This is a genomic window from Cupriavidus sp. R6-3, assembly GCF_059772245.1.
On record NZ_JCBAJO010000123.1, the window covers coordinates 1 to 14,348 of the forward strand.

General features: G+C 68.4%; 9 protein-coding genes and 1 pseudogene. 4 read left to right on the forward strand and 6 right to left on the reverse strand.

The annotated features are described in order from the left end of the window. Positions 1–290, reverse strand: a pseudogene (locus tag AC6EI8_RS17295) (hypothetical protein); the annotation flags it as partial. A gap of 309 nt (positions 291–599) precedes the next feature. On the opposite strand from AC6EI8_RS17295, the gene AC6EI8_RS17300 reads away from it, so the two are divergent. Continuing rightward, complete coding sequence (locus AC6EI8_RS17300; RefSeq protein WP_498382473.1) at positions 600–2,558, forward strand: ATP-binding cassette domain-containing protein; 1,959 nt, start codon at positions 600–602, stop codon at positions 2,556–2,558. Between the two features lie 188 nt (positions 2,559–2,746). On the opposite strand, the gene AC6EI8_RS17305 is transcribed toward AC6EI8_RS17300, so the two are convergent. Beyond that, positions 2,747–4,588 carry an ABC transporter ATP-binding protein gene (locus AC6EI8_RS17305; protein WP_150083698.1) on the reverse strand — a complete coding sequence of 614 codons (1,842 nt, stop codon included), beginning with the start codon at positions 4,586–4,588 and terminating at the stop codon, positions 2,747–2,749. A 45-nt stretch (positions 4,589–4,633) separates the two neighbouring features. Next, positions 4,634–5,119, reverse strand: a complete 486-nt coding sequence (locus tag AC6EI8_RS17310) for a disulfide bond formation protein B (RefSeq protein WP_149319051.1) — start codon at positions 5,117–5,119, stop codon at positions 4,634–4,636. A gap of 336 nt (positions 5,120–5,455) precedes the next feature. Here AC6EI8_RS17310 and AC6EI8_RS17315 point away from each other — a divergent pair, with 336 nt between their 5' ends. Continuing rightward, positions 5,456–5,893, forward strand: coding sequence for a hypothetical protein (locus tag AC6EI8_RS17315; protein WP_498382475.1), 438 nt, complete (start codon positions 5,456–5,458; stop codon positions 5,891–5,893). Positions 5,894–5,989: 96 nt separating this feature from the next. On the opposite strand, the gene radA is transcribed toward AC6EI8_RS17315, so the two are convergent. Together radA and alr are read right to left on the reverse strand one after the other, a co-directional pair. After that, the gene (gene radA / locus AC6EI8_RS17320; protein WP_149319052.1) at positions 5,990–7,363 is read right to left on the reverse strand and encodes a DNA repair protein RadA; all 1,374 of its coding nucleotides are present in this window, start codon (positions 7,361–7,363) and stop codon (positions 5,990–5,992) included. Between the two features lie 93 nt (positions 7,364–7,456). Beyond that, complete coding sequence (gene alr / locus AC6EI8_RS17325; RefSeq protein WP_498382476.1) at positions 7,457–8,590, reverse strand: alanine racemase; 1,134 nt, start codon at positions 8,588–8,590, stop codon at positions 7,457–7,459. A gap of 498 nt (positions 8,591–9,088) precedes the next feature. Between alr and lplT the strand changes: the two genes are divergently transcribed. Both lplT and AC6EI8_RS17335 read left to right on the forward strand, forming a co-directional pair. Then, on the forward strand, positions 9,089–10,408 hold the full coding sequence (gene lplT, locus AC6EI8_RS17330) for a lysophospholipid transporter LplT (protein WP_149319054.1): 1,320 nt from the start codon (positions 9,089–9,091) through the stop codon (positions 10,406–10,408). Between the two features lie 259 nt (positions 10,409–10,667). Further along, on the forward strand, positions 10,668–13,160 hold the full coding sequence (locus tag AC6EI8_RS17335) for a hypothetical protein (RefSeq protein ID WP_498382477.1): 2,493 nt from the start codon (positions 10,668–10,670) through the stop codon (positions 13,158–13,160). Positions 13,161–13,229: 69 nt separating this feature from the next. Here the strand turns inward: AC6EI8_RS17335 and AC6EI8_RS17340 are convergent. After that, positions 13,230–14,348: DUF1853 family protein (locus tag AC6EI8_RS17340; protein ID WP_498382478.1), on the reverse strand; the 1,119-nt coding region annotated here is incomplete at its 5' end.

A 14,348-nucleotide genomic window follows, 5' to 3' on the forward strand; every position in this document is an offset into this window, starting at 1 on the left:
CCATGGCCGCCCAGCAGCCGCAGCGCGCAATCCGGCCCGAAGGCATGCTCGTGGCCGGCCGCGTCGCGCAGGATATAGGCATGGCCCGAGCCGATGCCGTGGCCCTTCCTGCCAGCCGACGCGACGCCAGCGCTGACGCCAGCGCTGACGCCAGCGCTGACGCCAGCGCTGACGCCAGCGCCGACACCGGTGCCAACGTCCGAGCCCGCGCAGCGCGTGCCCGGCTCGACGAAATCCTTGCGGACGGCGGTCCAGGCGGGGCGAAGGGTGGAAGCGGGCTCGAGGGGCATGCCTTGATTGGGGAACAGCGAAACGGCGAAGGACGGCGAAACCGCCACGAAACGACGGCGGGGCGCGCATTGTCGCGCGAAAACCCGCCGGAGGCGATAGCCGCCGATGGTCCGGCAATCGCGGCGCAATCGCGCGAAAGCCTGGCAAGCCCGGCGAGCCTGGCGAGACGTTGGCTAGACGTTGGCTAGACGTTGGCGAGGGCCGCGCGACAGGCGCTCGACAGCCTCGCACCATGCCGCCCGCCGCCCCGGGCTAAAATGCGCCCTGCCCGGCCCCGTGCCGGGCTCGACTTTCCATAAAAGACTCTCGTGATCCGAATCGACCAGCTAGTACTCCAGCGCGGCACCAAGGTGCTGTTCGACCACACCAGCGTGACACTGAACCCCGGCGAGCGCGTCGGCCTGGTCGGTGCCAACGGCAGCGGCAAATCGACGCTGTTCGCGCTGCTGCGCGGCGAATTGCATCCGGACGGCGGTGACGTCGCGGTGCCGGCGCAATGGCGCGTGGCCCATGTCGCGCAGGAAACGCCGGCGGTGGCGCGCAGCGCGCTGGAATACGTGATCGACGGCGACACCCGGCTGCGCGCGATCGAGCAGACCATCGCGGCTGCGCAGGCCAGCGGCGACGGCCACGCCGAGGCCGAGGCGCACGCGGCCTACGCCGACGCCGACGGCTACACCGCGGCCTCGCGCGCCGAGGCGCTGCTGCTGGGCCTGGGCTTCACGCTGGCGCAGGTCGGCCAGCCGGTGGCAGCCTTCTCCGGCGGCTGGCGCATGCGCCTGAACCTGGCGCAGGCGCTGATGTGCCCGTCCGATCTGCTGCTGCTCGACGAACCGACCAACCACCTGGACCTCGACGCGATCGTCTGGCTCGAAGACTGGCTGGCGCGCTATCCCGGCACGCTGGTGATGATCTCGCACGACCGCGAATTCCTCGACGCGATCTGCAACGTCACCGTCCATATCGAGCAGCAGCAGCTGCGCCGCTACGGCGGCAACTACAGCCTGTTCGAGACGCTGCGGCTGCAGCAGATGGCGCAGCAGCAGGCCGCCTACGCGCGCCAGCAGAAGCAGATCGCGCATCTCGAATCGTTCATCACCCGCTTCAAGGCCAAGGCGACCAAGGCCCGCCAGGCGCAGAGCCGCGTCAAGGCGCTGGAGAAGATGGAGCGCTTGGCGCCGGTGCACGCCGCGGCCGGCTTCTCGTTCGAATTCCGCGAGCCCGATGCCGCGCCCAATCCGATGATGGTGCTCGATGCCGTCAACTGCGGCTACGCGGGTCCGCCGCCGGTGACGATCCTGCGCGGCCTGACGCTGTCGATCCAGAACGGCCAGCGCATCGGCCTGCTGGGCGCCAACGGCCAGGGCAAATCGACGCTGGTCAAGACGCTGGCAGGCACGCTGGCGGCGCTGGCCGGCACGCTGCGCCACGGCAAGGGCCTGCAGATCGGCTACTTCGCCCAGCACCAGCTGGAGACGCTGCGCGACCACGACTCGCCGCTGCAGCATCTGGCGCGGCTGGCGCCCGATACGCGCGAGCAGGAACTGCGCGACTTCCTCGGCAGCTTCAATTTCCGCGGCGACATGGCGACCTCGCCGATCGAACCGTTCTCGGGCGGCGAGAAGGCGCGGCTCGCGCTGGCGCTGATCGTCTGGCAGAAGCCGAACCTGCTGCTGCTCGACGAACCGACCAACCACCTGGACCTCGATACGCGCGAGGCGCTGACGATGGCGCTGGCGCAATTCGAGGGCACGCTGATCCTGGTCTCGCACGACCGGCATCTGCTGCGCGCCACCACCGACCAGTTCATGCTGGTGGCCGACGGCGGCCTGCAGCCCTTCGACGGCGACCTCGACGACTATCGCGACTGGCTGCTGCTGCAGGCCGCCGCCAAGCGCAACGCCGCGGCCGCGGCGCATCGCTCGGACGGAGCCCATGGCGGTGAAGGAAGCAACGGGGCCGACGCCGCGGTGCCGGCGCAGAATCGCCGCGACCAGCGCCGCGCCGAGGCCGACGAACGGCAGCGGCTGGCGCAGCTGCGCAAACCCTTGACCAAGGAACTGGAAAAGGTCGAGAAGCGGATGGCCGTGCTGCAACAGGCCAAGACCGAGATCGACGGCTTCATGGCCGACGAAGCCAGCTACGCGGAGGCCAACAAGGCCAGGCTGCTGGAGATGCTCAAGCGCCAGGGCGAGGTCGAGGGGGAACTGGCCACGCTGGAAGAGCGCTGGCTGGAGCTGCAGGAGCAGATCGAGCAGATCGCCTGAGGGCGGGCGAGCGGCTTCGCGCCGCTTGCCCTTCCCGGCCCGCTTCTCCGCTTCCCTTCTCCGCTTCCCTTCTCCGCTTCCCCTCTCCGCTTCCCGCCTCCGCTTTCCCGCTGCTGCTGCCCCGCGGTGGTTTCCGCCGCCGTCTCCGGCGGCCGTCTCCCCGCGCGGCTTTCCCCCAGCCCCGCCGCTTACTCCTGCAACGCCTCCTCGGCCGTCAGGAAGCCGCCGCTCTGGTGCGCCCACAGCCTGCTGTACAGGCCGCCGCGCTGCAGCAGCTCGCGGTGCGAGCCCTGCTCGACGATGCGGCCGCGATCGAGCACGACGATGCGGTCCATCGCCGCCAACGTCGACAGCCGGTGCGCGATCGCCACCACGGTCTTGCCCTCCATCAGCCGGTACAGGCTCTGCTGGATCGCGATCTCGACCTCGCTGTCGAGCGCGCTGGTGGCCTCGTCCAGCAGCAGGATCGGCGCGTCCTTGAGCATCACGCGCGCGATCGCGATGCGCTGGCGCTGGCCGCCCGACAGCTTGACGCCGCGCTCGCCGACGTGGGCGTCGTAGCCGCGCCGCCCTTCCCGGTCGCTCAGCGTGTGGATGAAGTCCTCGGCCTCGGCCCGCCGCGCGGCGGCAATCATCTCGGCATCGCTGGCATCGGGCCGGCCGTAGACGATGTTGTCGCGCACCGAACGGTGCAGCAGCGAGGTGTCCTGCGTGACCATGCCGATCTGCGCGCGCAGGCTGTCCTGCGTCACGCCGGCGATATCCTGGCCGTCGATCAGGATGCGGCCCGATTCGACGTCATAGAAGCGCAGCAGCAGATTGACCAGCGTCGACTTGCCCGCGCCGGAGCGGCCCACCAGCCCGACCTTCTCGCCGGGGCGGATCGTCAGCGTGAAGTCGTCGAACACCGGCCGGCCGGAGCCGTAGGAGAAGCCGACGTGCTCGAAGCGGATTTCGCCGTGCGGCACCCGCAGCGGTACGGCATCGGGACGGTCCTCGATATGCCGGGGACGCGCCAGCGTCGACACGCCGTCGCGCACCGTGCCGATATGCTCGAACAGCTCGGCAATCTCCCACATCGCCCATTGCGAAATGCCGTTCAGGCGCATCGCCATCGCGGTCGCCGCCGCCACCGCGCCGATGCCGATCTGGCCGGCCGACCACAGGTACAGCGCGAGCCCCGTGGTGGCGACGATCAGCATCATGATCAGCGTGTGGTTGACGATCTCGAAGGCGCTGATCAGCCGCCCCTGCGCATAGACCGGCTGCATGAACTCCTGCATCGCGCTGCGCACGTAGCTGGCCTCGCGCCGCGAGTGCGAGAACAGCTTGACAGTGGCGATATTGGTGTACGCGTCGGTGACGCGCCCCGTCATCACCGAGCGCGCGTCGGCCTGATGCGCCGACACGCGCGCCAGCCGCGGCACGAAGTACCAGGACGCGCCGACATAGGCGACCACCCACAGCAGGAACGGCGCCAGCAGCCAGCCGTCGAAATTGGCCAGCACCACCGCCGCCGACACCAGGTAGATCACGATGTAGACGAGGATATCGGCCACCGTCATCACCGCGTCGCGCACGGCCAGCGCGGTCTGCATGACCTTGGTGGTGACGCGCCCGGCGAACTCGTCCTGGAAGAAGCCCATGCTCTGGTTGAGCATCAGCCGGTGGAAATTCCAGCGCAGCCGCATCGGGAAATTGCCGAACAGCGTCTGGAACTTCAGCATGCTCCAGACCGCGACCACGACGATGCTCGCCAGCACGATGCCGGCCAGCAGCAGCAGGCGGTCCGAATAGGTCGACCACAGCTCCTGCGGCTTGACCGCGGCGAGCCAGTCGACCAGGCGGCCCAGCATGCTGAACAGCACCGCCTCGAAGATGCCGATCGCCATCGCGCACAGCACCAGCAGCAGCAGATAACGCCGCACGCCCGCGGTGCAATCGACGATGAATGCGATCCAGTGCTGCGGGGGCGTATCGGGAAGCGAATCCGGGTAGTTGTGGATGCGCCTTTCAAACCAACGGAACACGGCCAGTTTCTCCAGGAATGGTGTCGAGCGGCCGCGCGGGCTCGCTCAACGGTAGTTGCGCTCGCGCCGGATCAGTCCGACCGCCAGCACGCCGGTCAGCACCACCAGCCAGATCAGCGACCAGCCGGGAATCGAGATGCCGAACACCGGCGGCAGCGGCGCGGTGCACAGGCCGTCCGAATAGAAGACCTGCGGCAGCACGCGCGCAGTCGGCAGCGCGTTGACCCAGTTTTCCAGCGGATCGATGCCGCAGCTCGCCTTCGGATCGAGCAGCAGCGAGATGTGATAGCCCGCCACCGCGATGCCGCCGACGCCGGACAGCATCGCCAGCCCTTGCCACAGCGTGCGCGTGCCCTGCCCCAGCGCCGCCAGCAGCGAGAACAGGCCGATCGCGACGAAGGCGAAGCGCTGCATCACGCAGAGCGGACACGGCTGGTAGCCCTGTGCGTGCTGCAGGTAGAGGGCGTAGCCGACCAGCCCGAACGAGACGATGGCGATCAGCAGGAAGTAGGCGCGGGAATTCGCTTGCATGGCGGAGTGGCGGTCGACAGAGCGGTAAGGAATACAGCGTGAATTGACGGCGTGAATAAGACGACGTGAATAGACGGCGAGGCACGCAAGGCTCGGGCGTGCCGGGCATCGCGGACAGGCGCCATCTTACCGATTTTGCGCCACGCGCGTCGCAGCGATGCGATGACCCCTGCACGCGCTGGGGCCATCGTTGCGGCCGATCGCCGCAGCGCGGCACCTCGGCATTGCCCATGGCGCCGAACGCGCCAACAATGCCGTTTCATTGCGTCGGCACGCCCTGTGAACCCCATGCGTTCCCATGCGTTCGCCCCCCTGATTTAATCGAGGACCGTACCCATGAAGAGCAATGCGCTGCGCGCGGTGCGCAGCAACGATTTTCGTGCCCCGCGTTTTCGCACGACCACGCCGCCGTCGGCGCCCATCGCCCAGCGCGGCCCGGCGGCCAATTCCGCAAGGCCGGCGGTTCCGGTGGTGCCGGTCGGCTACCGCCAGGGGTTCATCACCGCGATCTCCGTGCTGCTGGCCTTTACGCTGGCGTTCTGGCGCTACTGGAGCTTCGAGAGCCCCGGCGCGTGGAACCCGCTGTCGCTGGTGGTCGAGGTTTCGCTGGGCGTCGCCGCCGGCCTGCAGGTGGTGGCGCTGTTCCGCTCGCTGCGGGTCGAGGACGACCAGGTCCCCGAATACCGCCGCACGCAGCGCTGGCTGTTCGTGTCCGCGGTGGTGCTGATCGCGGCGCTGCTCGGCGCGCTGTGCGAGGACTCGGTGTTCGGTTGAGGGCGGTGGCGCCCGCCGCCCAGGCCCAGGCCCTTGGCCCTTGGCCCTTGGCCCTTGGCAGTTGGCCGCTAGTCCTGGCGATCGGCGAGACAGCGATCAGCCGTCGAGATAGCGCACGCGTTCGATCGCCTGTTCGATCCGTTCGACGGCAATCACCTCGAGCCCCTCGATCGGCTGCTTGGGCGCGTTGGCCTTGGGAATCACCGCCTGCGTGAAGCCCAGCTTGGCGGCCTCGCGCAGCCGGTCCTGGCCGCGCGGGCTCGGACGGATCTCCCCCGCCAGCCCCACCTCGCCAAACACCACCAGCCCGCGCGGCAAGGGCTTGTTGCGCATCGACGAGTGGATCGACAGCAGCACCGCCAGGTCGGCGGCCGGCTCGGTGATCTTGACCCCGCCCACCGCATTGAGGAACACGTCCTGGTCGAAGCAGGCGATGCCCGCGTGGCGGTGCAGCACGGCCAGCAGCAGCGCCAGCCGGTTCTGCTCGAGGCCGACCGCCAGGCGGCGCGGGTTCGGCACGTGCGCCGCATCGACCAGGGCCTGGATCTCGACCAGCAGCGGACGCGAGCCCTCCTGCGTGACCATCACGCAGGAACCGGACACGGTCTGCTCATGCTGCGACAGGAACAGCGCCGACGGATTGCTGATGCCGCGCAGACCGCGCTCGGTCATCGCGAACACGCCCAGTTCGTTGACCGCGCCGAAGCGGTTCTTGAACGCGCGGATCAGCCGGTGCGAAGAATGCGTGTCGCCCTCGAAATACAGCACCGTGTCGACGATATGCTCGAGCACGCGCGGCCCGGCCAGGCTGCCCTCCTTGGTCACATGGCCGACCAGGATGATGGTGGTGCCGCTGCTCTTGGCGATCCGGGTCAACTGCGCCGCGCATTCGCGCACCTGGGCCACCGAGCCCGGCGCCGAGCTGAGCGCCTCCGAGTACAGCGTCTGGATCGAGTCGATCACCGCGACCTCGGGCTTGTCGGCGTCGAGCGTCGCCTGGATCTTCTCCAGCTGGATCTCGGCCAGCAGGCCCAGGCTCGGGCTGTCGATGCCCAGCCGCTGCGCGCGCAGCGCGATCTGCGCGCCCGACTCCTCGCCGCTGACATAGAGCACGCGCCGGCTCGCCGCCAGGTTCGCCAGCGCCTGCAACAGCAGCGTCGACTTGCCGATGCCGGGGTCGCCGCCGATCAGCACCACCCCGCCGGCCACCAGCCCGCCGCCGAGCACCCGGTCGAATTCCTCGATGCCGCTGGTGAAGCGCGGCACGTCGGACGCCTCGATCTCCGACAGCCGCTGCACCGTGGCCGACGCGGCCAGCGGCTGGAAGCGCCGCGCCGAGGGCGCCTCGGGCACGCTCTCGACCAGCGTGTTCCATTGCTGGCAATGCGGGCACTGCCCCTGCCAGCGCGGCACGGAGCCGCCGCATTCGGTACAGGTGTAAACGGTCTTGGCGGTCTTGGTCTTTGCCAACGGGAATCCTTGGGGCCGGGGAGCGGGAGGCAGGGCAGGCGGCAGGCCTGCAGGGTGCTGCAGGTGCGGCAAGGCGCCCGCGAGGCGCCGATTCTACTTGGCCGGAGCGGTCTCGGCCACGTTCGGCGCGTCCGGCACGGTCAGCGTCGCGACCGTCACCGGCACCCGCGGCGCCAGCGCGCACATCAGCTCGTAGCCGACCGTGCCGCTGGCGGCGGCGACATCGTCGATCGGCAGGCCGTGGCCCCACAGCGTGACCGGCGAACCGACGCGCGCCTTGGGGCACGGCGTCAGGTCGACGCACAGCATGTCCATCGACACGCGGCCGACCAGATGCGTGCGCACGCCGTCGACCAGCACCGGCGCCGGCCGGTCGCCCCAGCCCGCGGCATGGCGCGGATAACCGTCGGCATAGCCGCACGCGACCACGCCGATCCGCATCGGCCGGTCCGCGGCGAACAGCGAGCCGTAGCCGACCGTGTCGCCGGGCCGCAATTCCTGCACCGCGATCAGTTCGCTGTGCAGCGACATCGCCGGCATCAGCCCGGTGTCGGCGATGTCGACGTGCCGGCCGCTCGGCGAGGCGCCGTACAGCACGATGCCGGGCCGCACCCAGGCGCGGTGCGCGGCCGGATGCCACAGCGTGGCGGCCGAGTTGGACAGGCTTGCCTCGCCCGGCAGATTGGCCGTGGTGGTGTCGAACACCTCCAGCTGGTGCGCGATGCCGCGCTCGCCGTCGGCGTCGGAGAAATGGGTCATATGGACGATGCTGCCCACCCCGGACAGCGTGCGGGCGCGCTCCCAGGCGGTGCGGTACTGGTCCGGCGCGAAGCCGAGCCGGTTCATGCCGGTATTGAGCTTGAGCTGGATCCCCAGCGGGCCCTTTGGCCGTGCGACCTCCAGCATGCGCAGCTGCTCCTCGTTGTGGATCGCCGTGGTCAGCCGGTATTCCTCGAGCAGCGGCACGTCCTGCGGCTGGAAGAAGCCCTCGAGCAGCAGGATCGGACCCTGCCAGCCCAGCTCACGCAGCAGCACGGCCTCGTTCAGGTCCAGCAGGCCGAAGCCGTCGGCGGCGCGCAGCCCGGCGAAGGCGCGGCGAATGCCGTGACCGTAGGCGTTGGCCTTGACCACCGCCCAGACGCGGGACGCCGGCGCGTGGCGGCGCACCACCTCGAGATTGTTGGCCAGGGCAGGTTGATGGATGACAGCGTGAATCGGTCTTGGCATGGGATCAGGGAAGGTTCGTCACAGCGGCCTCGCGGCGTGCCGGCCCTTGGTGTGCGATGGCTTGGGCGGGCGTGCCGAAGTGGTGCCTGGGGCACTGTCCGCGGGAACGTCGACGGCGTTCGGCACCACGTTCGGCACCAATGCGCGGCAGCACACCGAAGGCGCACGGCGTAGACCGTTATTTGACCACATTGGTTCGGCGATTCCCGGGAATCCGCTCCACATCGAATGGTCAAACCCGGTCAATTTGCGGTCTTCCCTTCTTCGGAATTGAAAGACTTTCGTGATATAAAGCCGGACGTTCCGGCCATGTTTCAAAAGTGATTCAATATGACGGGTCCCGTCAGGTACGTACACGCCCCAGCCACGCCGAACCGGACCAGGCGCGGGCGACCTTTTGGCACGGCCGCCGTTCACCCCCTCCGCACGATGCCGACGGCCGTTGGCGCGGGCACGCCAGTAGCGCAAGGAAATCGCGATGGAGACAGAGTCCAAGGTATGAAGAAGGGTTTTTACACCATCATGGCCGCGCAGTTCTTCTCTTCGCTGGCCGACAACGCTCTGCTCATCGCCGCCATTGCCCTCCTCGCCGAATTGCACTCCCCGCAGTGGATGACTCCGTTGCTCAAGCTGTTCTTCGTGCTGTCCTATGTCGTGCTGGCCGCCTTCGTCGGCGCCTTTGCCGATTCGATGCCCAAGGGCAAGGTGATGTTCATCACCAACACGATCAAGATCGCCGGCTGCGCCATCATGATGTTCGGACTGCATCCGCTGCTGGCCTATGGCGTGGTCGGCTTCGGCGCGGCGGCGTATTCGCCGGCCAAGTACGGCATCCTGACCGAGCTGCTGCCGGCCGAGCGCCTGGTGGCCGCCAACGGCTGGATCGAGGGCCTGACGGTCGGCTCGATCATCCTCGGCACGGTGGTCGGCGGTGCGCTGATCTCGGTCAAGGTGTCGAGCCTGATGCTGGCGATGGACCTGCCGTGGATCGAGACCGGCATCGACACGCCGGCCGAGGCCGCGATGGTGGTGATCATGCTGTTCTACGTGATCGCCGCGCTGTTCAACCTGTTCATCCCCGACACCGGCGCGCGCTATCCGCAGCAGGAGAAGAACCCGATCAAGCTGATCGCCGAGTTCGCCGACTGCTTCACCGCGCTATGGAAGGACAAGCTCGGCCAGATCTCGCTGGCGGTCACCACGCTGTTCTGGGGCGCCGGCGCGACGCTGCAGTTCATCGTGCTGAAGTGGGCGGAAAAGTCGCTCGGCCTGAACCTGTCGCAGGGCGCGCTGCTGCAGGCGGTGGTGGCGGTCGGCGTGGCCGTCGGCGCGATCATGGCGGCGATGCGCATCCCGCTGCGCAAGTCGCTGTCGGTGCTGCCGTTCGGCGTGGCGATGGGCGCCATCGTGATGCTGATGGCCTTCTACACCAAGGACGCGATGCCCGATGTCGCGCTCGACATACTCGGCATGCGGATGCCGCTGTATATGGCGATCGCCTACGTGTTCCTGATGCTGGTGGGCGGCATGTCGGGCTACTTCGTGGTGCCGATGAACGCGCTGCTGCAGCATCGCGGCCACGTGCTGCTGTCGGCCGGCCATTCGATCGCGGTGCAGAACTTCAACGAGAACGTCTCGGTGTTGCTGATGCTGTGCCTGTACGCGCTGCTGATCAAGCTGAACGTGCCGATCGGCATCGTGATCATCGCCTTCGGCATGTTCGTCTGCGGCACCATGCTGCTGGTGATGCGCCAGCATCGCAAGAACGTCCGGCTGTACAACTCGCTGGCGATGATCGGCGAGGACAAGCACCACTAGCAAAGCCACGCCGGCAGCCGCCACGGCGGCGTCCGGCCCTGCGCTGCCGCGGCCGTCCGTCCATGGGCGGCCGCCCTCCCCTCCGTAGCCTCCCGAGCTGACCTGCTCCGCGGACCACTGACCGGCTGCGCGTGTGCGGCGCACTGCCGTCCACAATGGCACGAAACGCATCCAATTCCGAAAGCGGGCTCGCGCAGGCCGCGGCAGTATCCCGGCACCCGGGCCCTGGCCCGATACGTCAACTTTCCGGGACTCCGCGATGCCGATCACGACGCAGCAGCCAACCTTCAGTTTCCCTTCCAGCCACGCGTTCTTCGACGCGGCCGCTCGCGCCGCCCAGGCGCCCGGCAGTGTGAGCGCCCCGGTTCCCGGCATGGTGTACCGCATTGGCAAACGAACCATGCAATATCTGGTGGACACCTCCGCCACCCGGAAGATCGACCAGATTCGGCTCGCCGAACTGCCCGGTGCGGTCCGCGGACGATTCTCCAGATACATCGATGCGCTGTTGCGGATGTTCGGTCTGCGCGCGCCGGCCACGCTGACACCGACCCCAGCGCAACGCGATGCGATCTTCACGGCGGCGTCGATGCAGCGCCAGCGCCGCGACACCGAACTGGCACAGTGGAAAAAACGGATGGCGGCGCCAGCCGACGCCCTGCCCGAGGCCGGCGCTCTGCCCGAGGCCGAGGCCCTGCCCGAGGCCGAGGCCCTGCCCGAGGCCAGGGCCCTGCCCGAGGCCAAGGCTCTGCCCAAGGCCGGGACCCTGCCCGAACAGTGGGTCAAGGATGGACATCGGGACACCGTGGTCGCGCATTTTGCCCCGGAAGTCGGCCGTGTCATGGAGGCGGTCAAACATCTGTATGGCAACTACCCTGCGCCCCAGGCCAGAGACATGGCCACCGGCCTGGTGGACCGGATCGGCCAGGAACTGGACGCCTGGCTGGCGGCCGTGTCTCCCGATGTCGCGGAAGCGATCAAGCATCGCCTGGCCATCTCCGCGCGGGTGGAGAAGTTCGGGACGGTTGCGGCAAGCCACCCCAACGATCCGAAGATCCGCCAGCTCGAGCTGGACAAGGTCACCCGTTTTCCGACGCCCGCGCAGCAATGCATCCAGCTTTCCCATGATCTCGATCAGGAGCCCGAGCGCGTGCATGGGCTCGCGCCGTTCAATGAAGTCGCGCTGGGCGACATGCACGGCAATTGCGAACTGCTGTTGCACAGCCTGGTACAGCTCGGCTTCCTCGAGATTGCCGATCCCCAGGCATGGAGCCGGCTGCGCGGCATGCTGCGCAAGCTGCAGAGCGAACCCATGACCGCGGCCGGGCTCGCCCGCTTCCGGGATACGCTGCATCGAGCCGTCACGGTCGACCCTGGCTGCCGGGAGACCCGGCTGACGCTGCTGGGCGATCTGCTCGCCGACCGCATGCACAACGATATCTGCATGCTGGCCATACTCGACCTGCTCCATCAGCGTGGCGTCGACTATCAGGTGATTCTGTCGAACCACGACATGGGGTTCATTCAGTACTACCTGCGCAATCGGTCCAGGTCGCAGGACGAGCCGTTCGAGGTCAAGGGCATCGGCCTGATGCAGAACCCGGATCAGGCCGCCTCGCTGGAACGGTGCGACAAGCTGCTGAACGAGCATCGCGGCACGCGCGCTTTCTTTCGCGAGGCAGCCGAACGCGCCTATTTCCCGCATCTGAACGTGTGTTCGACCTCGCTGGACGGACGAACCGTCTTTTCGCACGGCTTCGTCAACCAGACGCTGTTTGCCGAACTTTGCCGCCAGGCAGGCGCCGATCCGGCCGAACCCCATGCCGTGCAGGTCGCCAGGATCAATGCCCATCTACGGGACCTGCTGGCGGATGACGGCAGCCGATACCTGGCAGCGGTCAGCGACGCCGAACTCCCGAGCGCCCTGTATGCGGCCGGCTGGAATATCGGCCCGGGCGATCGCCGGTATCAGGAGGACATATCCGTGACCTATCCGAACGTGGCCCGCATCAACGACCCTCGCCTTCCCCACCCTGACGTTCGGCAGGCGGTTCATGGCCATACGCAGAATGTTGGAGCGCGGGTAAGGGGCGAGCTCCTGCGCACCGCCGAAGCCGCCGATCTGCTCGCGCGCATTGCGCAGCCCGATGGCATGGCCACCCTGGACGATCTGAACGATTACTTGCGCTCCCCGGCAGCGGCCGAGCCTCCGAAGCAGGCGCTCAACGTCATTTCGCCGATGCTGGTCATGCTGCTGGTTCTGGCTCCCCGCTCGCTCGAACCGGAAGCGAGGAAGGACGCCTCCCTGCGCTTCGCGCACCTGCGGGAAAGTCTGTCGGATTATTCGCCTGCCGCCATGAAGGACCTGCCGATGCCGGAGGTCGAAGCCAGAATGAAGCGCTTTTGCGAAGACTTCAGCCGCGCCTGGAATGCCAATTGCAACGCCGGGGAGCCAGTCGCATTTCAGCGCGATTGGGCCACACCACTGCTGGTTTCGCTCGAACAGATCCTCGCCCTGCCAGCGATCCCCGAACAGGCCACGCCTTTGGCGCCGGTGGTGCAGCGTTTGCGCGAGACGGCAACCGAGTTCGCGTCGGTGGCCGCGGCACACGTACCGGATGCGGGTCCTTCAGCAAACGACAAGGTCAACGCGTACATCGAAGCCCTGGAGCAGCGCTTCATTTCCCTGGACAGCGCCGAGGGGATGATGCCGACCGAACGGAAATTCGTTCGCACGGTTTACGTCGCGTAGCCCGCTCGAACGTCTGGACCCCTCCGGCGCCCGCACCAGTCCATGCGAAGGCGGCAGGCCGCCGTGCACTCAGCATCGCGGCGGCTGCACCGCCCGCTGGCGCGCCCTTTCCTCCCAGCCGGGCGGCACCACGAAACCGCGCGAACGTTCGCGCCACCAGCCCGGCGCGGAAGCGCCGGCCGGCTCCATCTCGCAGACCATCACCGGGGCCTCGCGCCGCCAGGCAAGCTCGCGATGCGGCTCGGCGAAGCGTGCGGCCAGCGCGTCGTGCAGGGTCTCGAACGGTTCGGTTTCGTGCTCCGGCACCAGCGCCGGCGACAGCCAGCGGGCGCGCGGCAGGCGATGCCAGCGCACCGATGAGGCGGAGGCCGACGTGCCCGACGTGCCCGACGTGCCCGACGTGCCCGACGAGTCCAACGAGCCCGGCGAGCCCGGCGAGCGCGCCTCCACCCGCTGCGCCCATTGCGCCAGCGTCGACCACCAGCCGCGCAGATGGGCGGGATTGAGCCCGAGCGCGTCCATGCCGGCCGGCATCCCCCCATCGCGATAGAACAGCCAGCCCAGCAGATAGATTTCGCTGCGATCGACACGCGCGCCCAGCAGCGCCTCCGCCTCGGTCGTGCGTGACAGCGGCAGTTGCCGGCGCAGGATATGCGACAGCTTGTCGCCAAGCCGGTCCACCAGGTTCGGGCCGACGAAGGCTTGCAGCCGCGTACAAGGGTCCGGCGCCATCGCCTCGACGTTCGCCTCCGGCTCGACCAGCAGGTAGAACTTCGTCGCCATCTCCCAATGTACGAGCTGGCCCTGCGGTGCGCCCCCCGTCCCGCCGCGCGCCACGTCCCGCCAGACGAAGTCGAGCTCGCCCAGCGTCTGCACGCCATGCGGGCCATGCCGGCGCACCGGCAGATTGGAGGCGACCAGCTTGATGCCCTCGCCGTGTTCCAGCGCGAAATGCAGCAGCCGTTCGGCATGCCGGCCCAGCCGCAGGCTGCGCGCGGCCGGGGCCAGCGCCTGCACGGCCCCGGGCAAGGCGGACAGTTCTTCGATGGTGGGAGGCAGCAGGTCCGGATCGGCGTTGGCCAGCCAGCGCTGCCAGGCGGCCAGTGCTCCCGGTGGCCAACTGGCGAGCGCGGCGCCGCCGGGTTCGGCCAGCGCGGCGAATTCGCGGGGGATGGCGCTCAACAGCGG

Excerpts from the sequence above, each read along its gene's own strand:
- lplT (WP_149319054.1), top strand. The coding sequence starts at position 9,089 with ATGAAGAAGGGTTTTTACACCATCATGGCCGCGCAGTTCTTCTCTTCG.
- alr (WP_498382476.1), bottom strand. The coding sequence starts at position 8,590 with ATGCCAAGACCGATTCACGCTGTCATCCATCAACCTGCCCTGGCCAAC.
- AC6EI8_RS17335 (WP_498382477.1), top strand. The coding sequence starts at position 10,668 with ATGCCGATCACGACGCAGCAGCCAACCTTCAGTTTCCCTTCCAGCCAC.
- AC6EI8_RS17310 (WP_149319051.1), bottom strand. The coding sequence starts at position 5,119 with ATGCAAGCGAATTCCCGCGCCTACTTCCTGCTGATCGCCATCGTCTCG.
- AC6EI8_RS17315 (WP_498382475.1), top strand. The coding sequence starts at position 5,456 with ATGAAGAGCAATGCGCTGCGCGCGGTGCGCAGCAACGATTTTCGTGCC.